Genomic DNA, 16955 nt, shown 5'->3' on the forward strand with positions numbered 1-16955 from the left:
ACCGAGTGTAGGAACGGTCACACTCATTGAGCCATTGATTTTCCTTGCACTCCAGCGGGTCTGGCCGCGGCGGGCGGGAAGGTGACGATTTGGCGGATGGCTTCGCCGGCGGACAAATGGTCCATTGCTGCGTTGATGGCGTCGAGTTCTATTCGGGCGGAGATGAGGCGCTCTACCGGGAGCAGGCCCGCGCGCCACATCTGCTCGTAGCGGGGGATGTCGCGGGCGGGGACTGCTGAACCGAGGTAGCTGCCCACGATGGTGCGGGCTTCGGCGGTGAGGGTCAGTGGCGGCAATGTGACGGTGGCGTCGGGGGCGGGTAGGCCGACGGTGATCGTGGTGCCGCCGGGGGATGTTGCCGCGTAGGCGGTTTCGAAGGCGGCAGGGTGGCCCGCGCACTCCAGCACGTAGCGGGCCCGGATGCGTTCGTGGCGCACCCGGTCCGGGGTGTAGGTCTCGGTGGCTCCGAGTTCCTGTGCGGTGGTGAGCTTTTCCGGCATGCGATCCACGGCGATGATGCGTTCCACGCCGATGGCTTTGGCGGTGAGCAGGGCGGCCATGCCGACGCCGCCGAGGCCGACCACCATCAGGCTGTCCTCGGGGCGCGGCTTTGCAACGTTGAGCACCGCGCCGCCGCCGGTGAGGACCGCACAGCCGAAGAGGGCGGCGATTTCGGCGGGTACGTCGTTGCCGACCGGGACCACCGAGGCGCGGTCCACCACCGCGTGGCGGGTGTGGGCGTAGGGCCGTTGCCGCCCGGTCTCTTCCAGGACCGCGCCGCGAATGTGCATCAGATCTCGGCCATCTGGTGATCGGCGATGTGGGCGGCCAGGTAGCGCAGGTGGTCGCTGGAGTCGCCGAGGGTGTGTTCGATGGCGGTGAGGCGGGCGGTGTAATGGCCGACGGGGTATTCGGCGGTCATGCCGATGCCGCCGTGCAGCTGGATCGCCTCCTGGCCGATGTGCCTGCCGGAGCGGCCGATTCGGAGTTTGGCGCGGGAGGCCACCACGGGGTCCACCATGCCGTCGGCCAGGGACATCGAGGCGTACAGGCTCATGCTGCGGGCCAGTTCGAGGGAGACGTACATGTCGGCGGCGCGGTGGGTGAGGGTTTGGAAGGTGCGTAGCGGGACGCCGAACTGTTTGCGGGTCTTCAGGTATTCGGTGGTCAGTCGCAGGGCTTCGGACATGGCGCCGACCGCTTCCGCGCCCAGGGCCGCTTGGGCATGGATGGCGGTGGCGGCGATGAGGCCGGAACGATCCTCGGTGGTACCCAGCAATTCCGCTGTGGCGCTGTCGAATTCGATATCCGCACCGCGCAGCCCGTCGTGGGTGTCGAAGGTGGTGCGCTGGACGCCGCCGGTGTTCGGATCGACCAGGAACAGTCCGATGCCGCCGTCCGGGAGCTGCGCGCTGACGATCAGCAGCTGTGCGCAGTCGCCGTGCGGGACCGGGTGCTTGCGGCCGGTCAGCTGCCACCGGTCGCCGTCGAGCAGGGCGCGCGAATCGAGCTCGGCGGCGGGCCAGCGCAGGCCGGGTTCGTTGTGCGCGAATGCCATTCGCAGTTCGCCCGCGGCGATGCGCGGCAGCAGTTCCTTGCGCTGCGTGTCGGTTCCGGCCTGGCCGATCAGGCCGCCGGGCAGCAGGGCGCAGTCCAGCAGCGGTTCGGGGGCGAGGCCGCGGCCGAGCTCCTCGAGCACCAGCATGGCTTCGATGGGGCCCGCGCCCATGCCGCCGTCCGCTTCGGCGAAAGTCAGTCCGAGCAGGCCGATTTCGGCGAAGATCGCCCACACCTCGGGGTCCCAGCCGAGTTCGGTGCCGATGATCTCGTTGCGGCGTTCGGGGGTGTAGCTGCGGGCGAGCACGTCGCGGACGGTGTCGCGCAGCATTTCCTGTTCAGCGGAGAGTTCGAAATCCATGGTGTTGCCTCACAATCCGAGGATCGTCGAAGCGATGATGCCGCGCTGCACCTCGTTGGATCCTCCGTAGATCGATGTTTTGCGGTAGTTCAGGTAGGTGGCGGTGCTGCGGTGCGCCCAGTCGGGGTTCGATTCGTCCTCGCGGGGCAGGGAATCCGGGCCGGCGATGTCCACCATCAGTTCGGTGACCGCCTGCTGTAGCTCGGTGCCGCGCAGTTTGAGGATCGAGGAGACCGGGTTGGGCTTGCCGTCGGCGGACCCGGCCGCGACACGTAGCTGCACGAGTTCCAGTGCCAGCAGCTCGTTTTCGAGTTCGGCCAGCCGGGCGGCGAACATGGGGTCGTCGAGCATGGTGCCCGCGCCCAGCCGGGTCTGCTTGGCGTACTCCTTGGCCAGCCACAGCCGGACCTTGGTCTGGCCGACGGCGGCGATGCCGGTGCGTTCGTTGCCGAGCAGGAACTTGGCGTAGGTCCAGCCCTGATTCTCTTCGCCGACAAGCTGATTCGCGGGGACCCGGACGTTCTCCAGGAACACCTCGTTGACCTCGTAGCCGCCGTCGATCAGCTTGATCGGCCGCACGGTGACGCCGGGGGTGTCCAGCGGGAACAGCAGCATGGAGATGCCGGCCTGCTTCTTGGGCGCGTTCGGGTCGGTGCGCGCGAGGCAGAACATCCAGTCGGCGGATTGTGCGGCGGTGGTCCAGGTCTTCTGGCCGTTGATCACGTACTCGTCGCCGTCCCGCACGGCCACGGTGCGCAGCGACGCCAGGTCGGAGCCGGCGTCGGGCTCGGAAAAGCCCTGGCACCACCAGATGTCGAGGTCGGCGGTCGGCGGGAGGAAGCGCTCCTTGAGCTCTCGCGAGCCGAAGTGGGCGATGACCGGGCCGATCATATTGGTGTTGAAGGTGAGCGGTTCGGGCACCGAGGCGAGCTGGAGTTCGTCGTGCCAGATGTGGCGCTGGATGGGGGTCCAGTCGCGGCCACCCCATTCGACCGGCCAGTTCGGTGTGGCCAGGCCGTGCGCGTTGAGGATGCGCTGGGTGGTGACGATGTCGTCCTTGCTCAGGTCCTGTCCGTGCCGGGCGCGATTGCGGATCTCGGCGGGAATCTCGCTGCGGAAGAAGGCGCGCAGCTCGTCCCGGAAGGCGAGCTCGTCTTCGGTGAGTGCCAATTGCATGCCGGGTATGATACACAGAGTCTTCAATGTCTCAAATGGCATCATGAACGCAGACCGCGGCACCAGCGCGGCAGACCGAAGGGAGGGCGGGTGGCCGACGAGAACACCGCCGGGGTCGGCGAACTCCTGGCCTGGCGGCAGCGCACCGGCAGCGTGCCGGGGCGACGCCGGGACGGGGAGCGCTTGGCGCTGGTCATCGAGGGCGGGTCGTCACGCGGCGCGTATTCGCACGGAATGGCCATGGCGCTGGAGGAAATGGACCTGCTGAGCTGCTTCGACGGCGTGTACGGGGCCTCGGCGGGGGCGCTGAACGGGGCCTGGCTGCTCTGCGGCCGGGCCCGCGATTCGCGCCGGGCCTGGAACCCCGAGGTGATCAATCGGGTGATCTCGCCGGGCCGGGCGCTGCGCGGCGGGCGGGTGGTGGACACCGACTACCTGGTGCACACCGTCTACGAGCGCATCGTCCCGATGGATTTCCCGGCGATCCTGGCCAACCCGGTCACCTTCCACCCCATCGCCACCGATGCCGATACCGGTGCGGCCGTGGACCTGCACGACACGCTCACCGATCCCCGCGCGGTGCAGGCGTCGCTGCGCGCCTCCACCTGCCTGCCGATTCTGGCCGGCCGGCCGGTGCGGATCGGTGAGCGGCGGTTCGTGGATGCGGGTCTCTCCGAATCCGTGCCCATCCGAACGGCTTTGGCGCAGGGCGCGACCCGCGTGCTGGTCTTGCGCACCCGCCGCGAGGACGAGATCTCCCGTCCCCCATCGAATCTGGAGAACCGCGTGGTGACCCGGTTCCTGGCCCGGCACGCGCCCGGCACGGTCGAGCCATGGCTGGCGCGCGCTACCCGATTCACCGCCGACGAAGCCGAATTCGCGAACGACCCGAACCTGCTCCAGATCCGCCCGCCGCACGGTGCGCCCGATATCGGCCGCATCGCCCGCGATCCGCGGGTGCTGACGCGGGCCCTGGATCTGGGCCGCGCCGCCACCACCCGGGCGCTGGCCCCGTTCCTGACCCCTAAGCTGTCGGCGTGACGCGCGGCGAGGGAACCAGGGCACCGGGCCGGCCCGCTTCGGCCAGCCGGGAGGATGTACTCAAGGCCGCCATCGCCATGTTCCTGGAGGGCAAGCGGGTCGATGTGAACGCCATCGCCGCCCAGCTCGGCGTCGGCCGGGCCAGCATCTACCGGTGGTTCGGCTCGCGCGAGGGCTTGCTGGGCGCGGCCATCGCGCGGCAGCTGGAGCGCATGGTGGCCTATCAGGACAAGCGCTGCCGCAGTACCGGCGGCGAGCGGCTGAACGAGATCCTGGACGGCACCATTCACTGGATCGTCGAAGACGATTCGCTGCGAACGTATTTCGACAACGAGTCCACCGCCGCGCTGCGATTGATCACGCGCAGTGACGGTGCGGTGCATCGGTCCGCGGTGGCCACCGTGGAGGGGCTCATCGAGCGCGCCGAGCAGCAGGGCTACGAGCCGCCGATCGAACGGGACACCCTGGCCTACGCATTGGTGCGGCTGTGGGAGGCGTTCCTCTACAACGACGCGGTCGCCGGTTTCCGCGGTGATGTGGAACGGCTGCGGCAGGTGCAGGCCGCGCTGCTGCGCGCCTGATCCCGGATACGCGAAACGCCCGCCGGTCCGGATGGATCAGCGGGCGTTTCGAGCTTGCGGCCGGCTCAGGCCAGGCCCCACGCCTTCAGGATGTAGGTGATGTTCGCGGTGATCGAGGTGACCGTGCTCGCGAGATCCAGGGCGGCGGAACCAAGGTTGATGATCGGCATGACGCAACTTTCCGTTCGGGGATTCGGGGTTCGAATCCACGGTAGTTATCCGTCAGCCACCCGGCATCATGAAGATGTTCACGGCCGTGAGCGGGTGTTGTCCACGCCACAATCCGGCTTCATCACCGCAGAAGTGAATCTCAGTTCCGCTCCGGCAACTTCAGTCGGCGCAGCGACAGCGCATTGAGCGCCACGATCACGCTCGACCCGGACATCGACAGGGCCGCGATCTCGGGCCGCAGCGTGAAGCCGAAGGCGGGCTCGAACACACCGGCGGCGATGGGCAGGGCCAGCGAGTTGTAGCCGACCGCCCAGGCCAGGTTCTGATGCATCTTGCGCAGCGTGCCGCGACCGATGCGCAGCGCGGTGGGAATGTCGAGCGGATCCGAGCGCATCAGCACCACGTCGGCGGTCTCGATGGCCACATCGGTGCCCGCGCCGATGGCGATGCCCAGATCCGCCTGGGCGAGCGCGGGCGCGTCGTTCACGCCGTCGCCCACCATCGCGACCTGCTTGCCGCCCGCCTGGAGTTCGGCGATCTTGTCGGCCTTGTCGCCCGGCAGCACTTCGGCGATGACGGTGTCGATGCCGAGTTCGGCGGCGATGCGCGCGGCGGTGGCCTGATTGTCGCCGGTCAGCATGACCACTTCGATGCCCATATCGTGCAGGTCCGCAACGGCTTTCGCGGAGGTCTCGCGGGGTGCGTCGGCGATGCCGATGACGGCCGCGGGTTTGCCGTCGACGGCGGCCAGTACCGCGGTCCGGCCCGATCCGGCGACCTGTTCGCGCACGGAAGCCAAGTCGCCCAATGCGATTCCCTCGCGATCGAGCAGCCTGCGGTTACCGATCACCACCCGCCGCCCGTCGACGGTGGCGACCGCACCGTGCCCCGGAACGTTCTGGAAGTCCTGCGCCCGTTGGTCTTCCGCGCCGTGCTGTTCGGCATAGCGCACCACCGCCGCGGCCAAGGGGTGCTCGGATTCGCGCTCGACGGCGGCGAGCAGCGGCAGCAGTTCGTCCTCGGTGAATCCGTCGACGGTGGCGATCTCGGTGACCTCGGGCTCGCCCTTGGTGAGGGTGCCGGTCTTGTCCATGACGACGGTGCGGATGCGCGCCGAACTCTCCAGCGCCATGGCGTTCTTGAACAGCACGCCCCGCTTCGCGCCGAGCCCGGTGCCGACCATGATGGCGGTCGGGGTGGCCAGGCCGAGGGCGTCGGGGCAGGTGATGACCACGACGGTGATGGCGAAGAGCATGGCCTTGGCGAAGGTGGCCCCGGCCAGCAGCCACACCGCCAATGTCAGTGCGCCGCCGATCAATGCGACCAGCACCAGCCAGAAAGCGGCGCGGTCGGCCAGCTTCTGCCCGGGGGCCTTCGAATTCTGGGCCTGCTGCACCAGATTCACGATCTGGGCCAGGGCGGTGTCGGAGCCGACCTTGGTGGCGCGGACCCGCAGGGTGCCGTTCTCGTTGAGCGTCGCGCCGATGACGGCCGAGCCGGTTTCCTTGTGCACCGGCAGGCTTTCGCCGGTGACCATGGATTCGTCGACTTCGCTCTCGCCCTCGACGACCTCGCCGTCGGTGGCGATCTTGGAGCCGGGGCGGACCAGCAGGATGTCGCCGACGATCACCTCGGCCGTGGGGATTTCGACCTCCCGGCCGTCACGAATCACCACGGCCTGCGGCGGGGCGAGGTCGAGCAGGGTGCGAATGGCGTCGTTGGCCCCGCCGCGCGCCCGCATCTCGAACCAGTGTCCGAGCAGTACGAAGGTGGCGAGCATGGTGGAGGCTTCGTAGAAGACCTCGCCGCCGCCGGTGAGGGTGATGGCGAGCGAGTACAGCCAGCCGGCGCCGATGCCGACGGCGACCAGCACCATCATGTCGAGGGTGCGGGCCTTCAGCGCCGCGACCGCCCCGGTGAAGAAGATGCCGGAGGAGTAGAAGATCACCGGCAGGCTCAGGATCAGCGCCCAGACGTCCTGGCGCAGCCCGAACGGCGTGGGCAGGTCCAGGCCGAACATATCGGCGGCCATCGGGGACCAGAGCATGACCAACAGCGAGAACACGGCCGCGACCAGGAAGCGATTGCGCATGTCGCGGGCCATATCGTCCATGGACATGCCCGCGTGGCCGCCGTGTCCGCCGTGCCCCATGGCCGCGTGGTCCATGCCCGCGTGGTCGGCGGAACCGTGATCCATCACTTCGTGAGTACCGTGGTCCATAACCCGACCATATACCCACTAGGGGTATATGGCCAGCGCACCCGGCGCCCGCGAGCCGCTAGCGAATGCCCGGTGTGGCCGGATCCGGCCCCAGGCAACCGAGGATGAAGCACCCGGCCGGCCAGTTCGAGAACGGCGGCGACATCGGCTTGCCGAGGCACTCCAGCACCCCGCATCCCGGGTACGCCATCGGCCCCAGACCGAGCGCCGCCAGCGCCCCGTCCGGATTGGAGATCGACGGATCGGTCACCTGAATGTCCTCGCGCGGGATGAACGGCCCCGGGTCGGTGAGCTTCGGCGACAGGAACGCCAGCTCGATGGCGCGCAGCACGTCGTAGGGGAAGCTCACCGAACTGCCCGGCACCGCCACCCCGGTCCAGCTGACCACCAGCCCGAGGCTGGGCACGATCACATTGTCCTGCCGCCACATTCCCGACATCTGCACCGCGTCCTCGGGCAGTCCGGGGAAGACGTCGGCGCAGTCGGGGTCGCGGTTGACCACCATCAGCATGCCGTAGCAGGGATTGGCCGCCCGCTGCGATGCCGTCGACAGGAAGCCCGCCGAGATGATGCGCTTGCCGCCCCAATCGCCTCGATTGGCTACCAGCAGACCGAGTTTCACGTAGTCGTCCGGCGGCAGCACCAGATGCGCGTGCCCGTAGGTGTTGCCGCTGCGGTCCCGCGCCCAGTGATAGTCGGTGCGCGCAATCCCCAAGGGATCGAACAACCTTCGTTGCGCGAACGCCTGGAAGTCCTCCCCCACCGCCTGCTGCACCACGTACGCCAGCAGGTCCACGCCGCGCTGACTGTATCCCCACTTCTCGCCCTGCGGGTTCACGATCGGCATGCCCAGCGCCTGCGCCACCACATTCGGGTCGAGGCCGATCAGCCCGGTGATGCCCTCGGAGGCCACCGCCACCTGCATGCCCGAGGTCTCGGTCAGCAGGCTGCGCACGGTGATGGCGCGATGCTCCGCGTCACCGAGCCCCTCGGGCAGATAGTTCCCGATGGGCGCGTCCAGCCCCAATTTGCCGTCGTCGATGGCGATTCCGGCGAGCAGCGCCACCACGCTCTTGGTGCCGCTCCACAGATTCCACGGCACCCCACCGGCTTTGGCATTGTTGGGCCCGCCCGCGATCAGGCAATTGTTGCGGAAGATCTGGAGGGTGAACCGGGTCTGATCGGCGGCGAAGGCGACCGCTTTGTTCAGCAACGCCGAATCCACGCCCACCTCTTCGGGTTTCGCGGTCTCGGGTTGGCGGCCGGAGCTGACCTGGCACTGCTTGAGCCCGTCCGCCTCCGCCCGTGCCTGTGTGCCCGGCACCCCGACGAGCATCATCGCCGCCGTAATCATCGCCACCACAAGGCTTGTCGTCGCCCGTACCGCCACCTGGTCTCCTCCTCCGTGCACCTACCCAGCACATCGGCCCGCTGACCAGCCCGTTATCGGCTCTGTGACCCCCGACTTCCCCTGCCCCTACCGCTCGGGGCACCCCGTGAAACACCCTCGGAAACAACAATGCCCGGTGTCTCCACCGGGCATTGTGAGGTAGCGCGTGCCTACGGAACGTCGATCGTGCCCGAGCAGTTGATCACCGGCACCGGCACCAGTCCGTTGTTCGTCACCGACAGGTCGAACCGCACCGGACCGCCGCCGATACCCCAGGCATCGAAGTTGTTCTGCGCACCGGTGCCGAAGAACGACGAAACCGGCGCCGAACCGCTTCCGCCGCCGGTGACACCGGTGTTCAGGTTGGTCCAGGTGATGGTCGGGTTGGTGGTGTATCCACCCCAGACGCTGGCCCCGGTGTGCACCGTGACCGAGGTCCAACCGGGCCGGCCCGCGTTGTACTGACCGAGGTACACCCGCCCCGAATAGGGCATGTCCACGATATTCGGGCTCAGCCCAACACAATTCATCGGAACCTCGGCGGAGAAGTCCGCCGACGCCGTGCCCTGTCCGGCGAGCACACCCGCCGTCACCACGGCCGTAGCGACCGCTGCCCTGCCAATAACCGAACGCTTCGAGGTCTTCTCACGCTGCGGCATAAGTCGACATCTCCCCTCGTCATCATTGATCTTGGTGGATCTCAGACGCTAACACCGGAACCGGCTCGCCCCGATTTTCAGGGGCATCGACAGGCAGTAGCAGTATTTTGGCGAGCAGTGGCGGACAGTACCAATTCCAGCGGCCGAGGAGCGAGACGGTGGCCGGGAGCAGCAGGGATCGGATGATGGTGGCGTCCAGCAGGATTCCGAGACCCAGCCCGGTAGCCATGATCTTCAGGTCGGTGCCGGGGCCGGTGGACATGGCGGCGAAGGACAGGAACAGGATCAGGGCGGCGCAGGTGACCAGGCGGCCGGTGCGGCCGATGCCTTCGACGACGGCGGTGTCGGTGTCGCCGGCGCGCTCGTACTCCTCGCGGATGCGCGCCAGGATGAAGACCTCGTAGTCCATGGAGAGCCCGAACAGGAACGCGAACACCAGGATCGGGACCCAGACGGTGATGGCTCCGGTGGCGGGCAGGCCGTAGAGCGGTTCGGAGCCGAAGCCGCTCTGCCAGCACAGCACCATGGCTCCGACGGCGGCGGCCAGCGAGGCGATGTTCATCAGCACCGCTTTGAGCGCCAGCAGCGGTGAGCGGAAGGCGCGGGCCAGCAGCAGGAAGATGAGCACCGACAGCACCAGGATGACCCAGCCGAAGTTGTCGTAGACGGCGCGCTGGAAGTCGCTGCGGGCCTGCCCCAATCCGGTGAGCCCGAGGACGCCCTCGTGCGTGCCGACAGCGGCCTGTGCGCGATCCACGACGGCCGTGGTGGGTCCGCTGATGGTCTGCTCGACCGGCAGCGCCAGCAGCATGGTCAGATTCGGCCCGCTCCCCTCCCGCGGGCGATTCAGCCGTGCGTCATCCGGTTTCGCCACCACCACCTGCCAAATGCCTTGTACCCCATCGAGTTCCGCTGCCACGCCGGCCGCCTGCGCCGAGTCGACGGCCACTTCGATCGGCGTGAGCGCGCCCGCCGGAATGCCTTCCGTCCGCAACCGCTCGTACAGCACCTGTTCCGGCCCGCTGCCGGAGAGCGATTCCGCCGCCGCGACGCCGAATTCGGCGCGTACGAACGGCACCGTCAGCCCCGCCAGCGCGACCAGCGCCAGCCCGGCGGCCGGCCAGCGGCGGCGCACCACCAGCGTGGCCCAGCGCCGCCAGCCCGGTCCCACCGCGGTTTCGTCGCGGCGGCGCGGCCAGTCCAGTCGCGGGCCGACGGTGACCAGCACGGCCGGGGTGAGCGTCAGCGTGGCGAGCACGGTGACCAGGGGAATCAAGGCGCCGCCCAGTCCCACGCTGCGAATCCACGGCACCGGCAGCACGATCAGCGCGAGCAGGCCGATCGCCACCGTCACCCCGCTCATGACCACGGCCCGCCCCGCCGTCTCCATGGTGGCGATCACCGCGGCCCGATTGTCTTGCCCGCGTTGGCGTTCCTCACGCCAGCGGGTGACGAACAGCAGCGCGTAATCGATGCCGATGCCGAGTCCGACGAGCGAAATCAGGTACTGCACAACGAAAGACACATCGCCCGCATAGGTCAGCGGCAGTAGCAGCAGCAGGGCCGCCGGGATGGAGACCATGGCGGTCAGCAGCGGCAGTACCGCCAGGAAGGAGCCGAATACGAAGGCCAGCACCAGCAGTGCGCCCAGCGCGGCCACCGCGAGTTCCAGCATCACGCCCAGTCCGATGCCGCTGCCCTCGCTCACCGCGAGGGCGTCGCGGCCGGTGACGCCGAGCTCCCAGCCGGCCGGCAGCGCCTGCCGCAGCGGCTCCAGCTGCCGGCTCGGCGGCACCGGAACGGGTGTGCGCGGCGGCGGATAGAACACGTAGGCCAGTGCGGTGCGCCCATCACCGGTCACGAACGCCGGGGCCGACGCACCGGTGGTATTGCCCGCGTGGAACACCTGCAACGGGGTGTCGTACATGGTGGCGGTGGACAGCGATTCGAAGGCTTGCGCGATGCCCGCCGCATTCCCCGCGACCGTCTGCCCCTCGGGCACGGTAATGGTGACGATCAGCGGCGCGCTGGCTTCACCGGCGGTTCCGAAGGTGCCGACCAGGGCCTTGCCCGCCGTATCACCGGGCTGGCCGGGGAGCGCGAAATCCACCACCAGCCGATCGATGGTCGTCTGGGAGAGCCCGCCGCCCACGGCCAGGATCACCAGCCAGGCTCCGATGACGGCCCACGGCCGCGCCACCACCACTTCGGCTAACCTGCGCACCTTGCTCCTCGTATTCCGCTGTGCCGTAGCTGGTTTCAGTTCGCCAGTGCCTGCGCGGGCGCGGCGCCCGGCACCTCGGCTCCGGGCTGGTCGCTGACCCGTTGTCCGGCGACGGTCGCCAGCCCGGGCATCATGCGGGGTTTGGCGGTGCCGGTCATGGCGTCGCCGTCGATGCGCACCGTGACCGACAGGTTGATCCGCATGGGCTTCTTGATCAGCTGCCGCCACCCCAGTTCGTCGCCCTTTTCAGCGACGTCGGTGACCAGGAACTGCTCTCCGGTCTTGAAGCTGCGCGCGGTGCCGGTGAGCGAACCGTCCGCGTGCCGGGTGATCTCGACGATCCCGTCCGCGTTGCCGAGACTGGATTCCATGGACAGACGCCAAGTACCGACGGCATTCATGATGTGATCCTCTGATTCGTCAGGGGTGGATGAAAGATATTCCGGCTCAGCGGAATTCCTCGGGAAAGCTGCTGTACACGCCTTCCACGAGGGACTCCAGGCCGTTGCGATCGGTGGCCCGGTCGTCGATGCGGGCGGCCAGCACCACGCAGTCGTAGCGGGCGTCGCCCTCCTTGTACCAGGCGGGCAGATAGCCGCGAACCGCGAAGCGGCGCTTGGGGTCGGTCGCTTCGGGCCGGCACAGCTCGGCGATCAGGTCGAGCTTGTCGGCGAGCACGTACAGCGTCACATGCTCGATGGGGCAGGGTGATTCGGCGGTGCCGTCCAGCAGCTCCCACATCACCCGCCGTATCGCGACCGCGCCGGCGGCCGTCACATCGGTGACGAACGCGGTCCGGCTGGGCGCGAACACGCTGTAAGCGACCGTGCCGTAGTCGGATTCGTGCAGGTAGTCGGCGTGGCCGCCGGGCGCGATCCGATCCGGGTAGGTGCCGTCCACCAGTTCGGCGCGCACTTCGGCCATTTCGCGATAAACCACACTGTCCTCCAACACGATCGGCCGCGGCGGCGGCACGCGCTTGGCGGTGCGCAGCGGATTGACCGACACTCCGATGAGATGCTCCTCGCGGTCGCCGAGGAAGAGATGCTGGCCGCCGTCGGTGCCCACCCAGCAGATGCGATAGCTGATGCGGGAGAACAACTGTCGCGCCCGCTCCGACCGCGCGTACCCGTACACCAGCTCGCAGTCCGGGCGGGCCAGGGCGGCCGCGACCGTCATATCGAACATGACCGCGAAGTTCCCGCGGCCCGCGTACTCGTGGCGTACCGCGGCGCGGCAGAGTTCGTAGGTGTCCTTCCCGGGTTCGGGACGCCCCACCGAGGCCCCGATGACGGTGTCGCCGTCGAGCGCCAGCACCCAGATGTGCTCGTCGTTGGCGACGATCCGGCGCACCAGGGCCGGGTCGGTGCATTCGGCGAGGGGGTACGAGCCGAGGTAGACATCGTGGTAGAGCTGGGCGATGCCCTCGGCGTCCGCCGGTGTGGCGAGCCGGAATTCGATGCCGGTCTCTTCGCCGGCCTGCACGCCGAAGGTCTCCACGCTCATGCGTGCACCTCCACGGGCAGCACGGTCAGATGCTGGGCGAGCGGGCGGCGCGGGCTCGGGACGGCGGCGGGTTCGGTGACTCCCGCGACCACCCGGAACGCCACTCCGACCAGCGCTTCCGAACCTTCGAGCAGGGATTCCCGCAGTTGCGCCAGGTGCGTGCCGATCTCCTGCTGTTCGGCGGCGTCGAATACGTCGGCGTCCTCGGTCAGCAGCAGTTCGGCTTCGCAGAGCAGCGCGGTGGTGGGATGGATGCCGATCCCGGCGGCGGTGGCGGTCAGCCACAGGCGCTGGAAGGCACGGCCCGCCTCCACCACATCGCGGCGGGATTCGCTCGCGCAGGTGAAAGCGCCTACCAGGGAAGCGTTTTCGGCCCAGTCCTGGCTGAACTGCAACAGCGCTGTACCTTCACCGCGCTCGTGCAAGAACTCGGCGACCTTCGGCCGGCGCAGCAGCCGCAGCGCGGTGCGTTCGGGGAAGGTCAGTTGCAGGTTCTCCACCGGGACGCCGTCGAGCCGGTCCGGATGGTCGGCGCCGAAATAGAATTCGTGGAATGCCTCGGTGTGCATGCGGTCCACCAGCACCCGCAGCCGGTTGCCGACAGCCACGCCGGCCCCGAACCGCTGCTTCACCGTCGCATCCGAGCTCAGATGCAGCCTCGAGCTGAATCCCGTTGTGGCGCTTACCAGTGCCGCCCGCTCCCGTTCGCCCAGCGCCCGGCCGGTGGCACGGGTGCGCTGGGCGAAGCGGGTGGTCAGGGCTTCGGCGAGGGCGATCTCGGCGGGCTCCGGGTCAGTACCGGCGGCCAGGGTGATGCGGGTGTAGACATCGCTGTCCGTACCGTGCGGGTCGTACTCGACGGTGGCGTCGAGGCCGCGGGCGCGCGCGGCGACCACGATGCTCTCGGTGACCACGCCCATGACGATGCGATGCGCATTGCCGCGGCTGTCCATCAGCGGGTGCGCGGCGGTGCGCTCGGGCGCGTGCGCCACCTCGATCACGCTGCCGCGCAGCAGGAATCGCCATTCCTGGGAGTTGCCGCCCGAGGGTGAGCGCATGGCGGCCTCGAGGATTTCCCGAATGTCCTCCGGCAGCTCGGCGGGTTCGGCGGTCACCGGTTCGGCGATGACCGGCCGCGGCGCGGGCAACGGCGTGAATCCGATGCCGTGCGGCAGCTCCACGCTGCGCCGGCCCGACGGCACCTGCTGCCCGAGCAGGATGCCGCGCACCGCGGTGGCGACCACGGCCCCACCGTGATTCACCTCCGAGGCCAGTTGCGGCCAGGTGGTGAGGGTGCGATCCATTTCGATGACCGAGGCGGCGATGCGATCGGAGATGCCGTCCACGCCGATCATGGTGGCCATGGCGGCCAGCTGCACGTCGAGGTCGGCCTCCTCGAGCATCTCGGTGCTCAATTCGCCCAGCAGGCCGTGCATGATCGGCCGCTCGGGTTCCAGGTCGAAGCGCTCGATATCCAGGACGCCGCGGTCGCTGGCCTCCATGACCACGGGAATGCCGCGCGCCCTGGCGCGTTCGCGCACCAGCAGCTTCACGAACGGCATATCGCACTCCTCGACGACCAGGTCGAGGGGGCGTTCGCCGCCCAGGAACATCTCGATATTGAGGTCGTCGACGCCGTCCTCGTACACCTTCACATCCAGGTACGGGTCGAGTTCGGCGATCCGGCGGGCGGTCAGCACCGCCTTGTTCACGCCGATCTCGGCCACCGCGGCGGACAGGCGATTGAGGTTGGACAGCTCCAGCTCGTCGAAGTCGGCGAGTTTGATGGTGCCGCAGGATCTTTCCAGCGCGATGGTGAGCGCGACCGCGCTGCCCACGGACAGGCCGATCACGCCGACGGTCTTACCGCGCAGCAGTTCCTGTTCGCGGGCGGTCAGCTTGTTGCGGTTGGCGGCGGTGCGGACCTCCACGAACTCGGCTTCGTCGAGGGTGTGCACCAGCAGGCGCGACCACGGGTAGTGGACCCAGACGCCGTACTCGGCGCGCGGTGTGGCGCCGAGCAGGTCGGCCACCACGTCGTCGCGGTCGGCGAAGCGGCCGCGATCCGCGCTGCGGATCTTGGCCAGGTTCTCCAGCTGGGACTGGATTTCGTCACGGCGTTCGGCGATGGCGCCGGACCGCTCCAGCTCCTGGACGGCGGCGGCATCGGCCGGCTCGCCCAGCCGGTAGATGGTCGGGCGGTAGTTCACGAGCTGCCCTCCCGGCGCGGGCGGGCCAGGATGACGCGGTGCATGGGCGCATCCAGCAGCGCCACCCGCTCCAATTCCGCGACGCGCAGCCATTCGTCGTATTCTGCGAGTCGATAGGTGGCGCCGCCGCCGGTCACCATCATGGAAACCGCGAACAGGGCCGCGAATCTGTCCTGCGGAGAATCGGTCTCCGCGCCGCCCACCTGAATATTGTCGACAATGCAGATGATGCCGTCGTCGGCGACCGATTCACGCGCCTTTTCCAGAAGTTTCTCCGCGCCACTCGGATTCACCAGATGGAAAATGTTCGCGAATATCACCAGATCGCGTCCGGTACCCCATTCGGAGGTCCAGAAATCGGCGCCGCGGGCCTCGAACCGCTCCCCCACCCCGAGCGCGGCGGCCTGCTTGGCGGCGATCCGGAGGATGTTCGGCGCATCCACCCCGGTGGCGGTGGCGGCCGGGAAGTCGCCGAGCAGCAGCTGCCCGTAAACCCCTGAGCCGCAACCGATATCGAGGACATCGCGGGCCTCGCCCGCACCCCACCCGGCGGCGCGCAGCCACGCGGTGATCTTGTCCACGATCGGCGGCGCCCAGAAGTTGATGCCGGTGACCAGGTCCTCGTAGGCCACGGCCGAGATGCCGTTGTTCTCGATCTCACCGTCGTGCCCGGAAATACCCTCCCGCACAACGCGATCCAGCTTCCGCCAGGCGTCCCCCGACACCGACCGGTTGTAGCCGATCTTGCCGATCAGACTGTACATCGACCCCGCGGTCAGGCAGGCCGCCACCGATTCGTCGACTTCGTAGAGCGGTTCCCCGTCCACCCCGTCCCGCCCGGAAACCCAGCCGTACGCTGCGAGCGCGTCCAGCAGTACCCGCACGCTACGTTCGTCCGCCCCAATGGATTTCGCCACTGCCGTACTGCTTGCCGCCCCACTCCGCAGCACATCGAATATGCCCAGCGCACTGGCCGATTCCAGCATCGCCGGCTGCCACTGCGCCACCAGCGCCGCATACAGCTGATGTGCCGCAGCGATCTCGGCCCCATCCCCGATTTCGGCGCGATCGAGTATCTCCGTCATCAACAACCCCAAATTCAGGACGTACAGAGCTGCGCCATCGAAGCCTTTTCGTCAATTCGATACATGAATCCCGTCGGTTTTATACCGTAGCAATGCATTCGGGTGCACGGTCAATGTGCGACTGCACATTCGCATGCGGCATCGACTGTGCCACAACCCAAGCCCCCACGCCTTGACAAGCGTCCAATAAGTAGACGAAACCCCGAGTTACAAATTACTACGCCACGGCCCGCCGCTCCCGTGGAATCAGCAAAAGAAGCAAAGAAATCACCAGTCCCCCACCCACCAGATACAACCCCCACGCCCCCGAGACCAGATCCCGCCACCCATCCCGCAACTCCTGATCGAACCGCTCGTCCAACCGCCAAGCCAGCACCCCCAGCGCCGCCAGCCCGGCCACCACCCCGACCCACCCCAGCCCCCGCGACCCGATCAGCGCGGCCAGCAGGATCACCACCGCCACCCCCAGCACCACCATGATCAACGTGGTCGGAAACGAAGGCTCCTCACCCCCGACCTGCGCCAGCGACACCCCCGCCCCGAACCCGTCCCGCACATCCTCGAACCCCACATTCCGGGCATCCACCGTCCCCACCAACGGCCCGAACGCCCCCACCCCCACGGCGATTGCGCAAGCGAACAACAACAGGTGCACGAAAGTACGCATACTCCACGGTATTGCGCCCGGCTCGATCGCGCACCGTCCGAAAACAGCGAGCGCCGCCGCCCCGGACTGGCTCGCCTGCGCGCGCTCGCCGACCGCTGCTCCCCGT

Annotated in this window: 13 protein-coding genes and 1 pseudogene; 2 read left to right on the forward strand and 12 right to left on the reverse strand. The window is 68.3% G+C overall.

Translation table 11 applies throughout. The features are described 5' to 3' along the window. Positions 1–23 precede the first annotated feature (23 nt). The 3 genes and pseudogenes from NI1_RS21395 to NI1_RS21405 form a co-directional block, all read right to left on the reverse strand. Positions 24–728, reverse strand: a pseudogene (locus NI1_RS21395) (zinc-binding dehydrogenase); the annotation flags it as partial. A 62-nt stretch (positions 729–790) separates the two neighbouring features. Next, complete coding sequence (locus NI1_RS21400; protein WP_067823652.1) at positions 791–1918, reverse strand: acyl-CoA dehydrogenase family protein; 1128 nt, start codon at positions 1916–1918, stop codon at positions 791–793. A gap of 9 nt (positions 1919–1927) precedes the next feature. Then, entirely contained in the window at positions 1928–3094 is a 1167-nt protein-coding gene (locus NI1_RS21405) for an acyl-CoA dehydrogenase family protein (RefSeq protein WP_067823655.1), read from the reverse strand. Between the two features lie 90 nt (positions 3095–3184). Between NI1_RS21405 and NI1_RS21410 the strand changes: the two genes are divergently transcribed. Both NI1_RS21410 and NI1_RS21415 read left to right on the forward strand, forming a co-directional pair. After that, a complete protein-coding gene (locus NI1_RS21410) occupies positions 3185–4135 on the forward strand; it encodes a patatin-like phospholipase family protein (protein WP_067823657.1) in 951 nt (316 codons plus the stop codon). Beyond that, complete coding sequence (locus NI1_RS21415) at positions 4132–4716, forward strand: TetR/AcrR family transcriptional regulator (RefSeq protein WP_067823660.1); 585 nt, start codon at positions 4132–4134, stop codon at positions 4714–4716. Before NI1_RS21410 ends, NI1_RS21415 begins: the two co-directional genes overlap by 4 nt. A 310-nt stretch (positions 4717–5026) precedes the next feature. Here the strand turns inward: NI1_RS21415 and NI1_RS21420 are convergent, their stop codons facing one another. From NI1_RS21420 to NI1_RS21460, 9 genes are all read right to left on the reverse strand, one after another. Continuing rightward, positions 5027–7084, reverse strand: coding sequence for a heavy metal translocating P-type ATPase (locus NI1_RS21420; RefSeq protein ID WP_245663350.1), 2058 nt, complete (start codon positions 7082–7084; stop codon positions 5027–5029). Positions 7085–7166: 82 nt separating this feature from the next. Continuing rightward, complete coding sequence (locus tag NI1_RS21425) at positions 7167–8498, reverse strand: serine hydrolase domain-containing protein (RefSeq protein ID WP_245663337.1); 1332 nt, start codon at positions 8496–8498, stop codon at positions 7167–7169. A 170-nt stretch (positions 8499–8668) separates the two neighbouring features. Further along, positions 8669–9157 (reverse strand): hypothetical protein, encoded by a 489-nt coding sequence (locus NI1_RS21430; RefSeq protein WP_157535242.1) that lies wholly within the window; start codon positions 9155–9157, stop codon positions 8669–8671. Between the two features lie 22 nt (positions 9158–9179). Continuing rightward, positions 9180–11381, reverse strand: coding sequence for an MMPL family transporter (locus tag NI1_RS21435; protein ID WP_084523500.1), 2202 nt, complete (start codon positions 11379–11381; stop codon positions 9180–9182). Positions 11382–11416: 35 nt separating this feature from the next. Next, positions 11417–11782 carry a hypothetical protein gene (locus tag NI1_RS38530; protein ID WP_067823669.1) on the reverse strand — a complete coding sequence of 122 codons (366 nt, stop codon included), beginning with the start codon at positions 11780–11782 and terminating at the stop codon, positions 11417–11419. A 46-nt stretch (positions 11783–11828) separates the two neighbouring features. Further along, the gene (locus tag NI1_RS21445) at positions 11829–12887 is read right to left on the reverse strand and encodes a GNAT family N-acetyltransferase (protein WP_157535244.1); all 1059 of its coding nucleotides are present in this window, start codon (positions 12885–12887) and stop codon (positions 11829–11831) included. Continuing rightward, the gene (locus NI1_RS21450) at positions 12884–15097 is read right to left on the reverse strand and encodes an Rv1355c family protein (RefSeq protein ID WP_067823675.1); all 2214 of its coding nucleotides are present in this window, start codon (positions 15095–15097) and stop codon (positions 12884–12886) included. The genes NI1_RS21445 and NI1_RS21450 overlap by 4 nt, the downstream gene beginning before the upstream one ends. After that, positions 15094–16182 (reverse strand): class I SAM-dependent methyltransferase, encoded by a 1089-nt coding sequence (locus NI1_RS21455; RefSeq protein ID WP_157535245.1) that lies wholly within the window; start codon positions 16180–16182, stop codon positions 15094–15096. Before NI1_RS21455 ends, NI1_RS21450 begins: the two co-directional genes overlap by 4 nt. Positions 16183–16399: 217 nt before the next feature. Next, a complete protein-coding gene (locus tag NI1_RS21460) occupies positions 16400–16849 on the reverse strand; it encodes a hypothetical protein (protein WP_067823681.1) in 450 nt (149 codons plus the stop codon). Between the last annotated feature and the right edge of the window lie 106 nt (positions 16850–16955).

Source organism: Nocardia inohanensis NBRC 100128 (assembly GCF_001612945.1).
GTDB classification, from domain to species: domain Bacteria; phylum Actinomycetota; class Actinomycetes; order Mycobacteriales; family Mycobacteriaceae; genus Nocardia; species Nocardia inohanensis.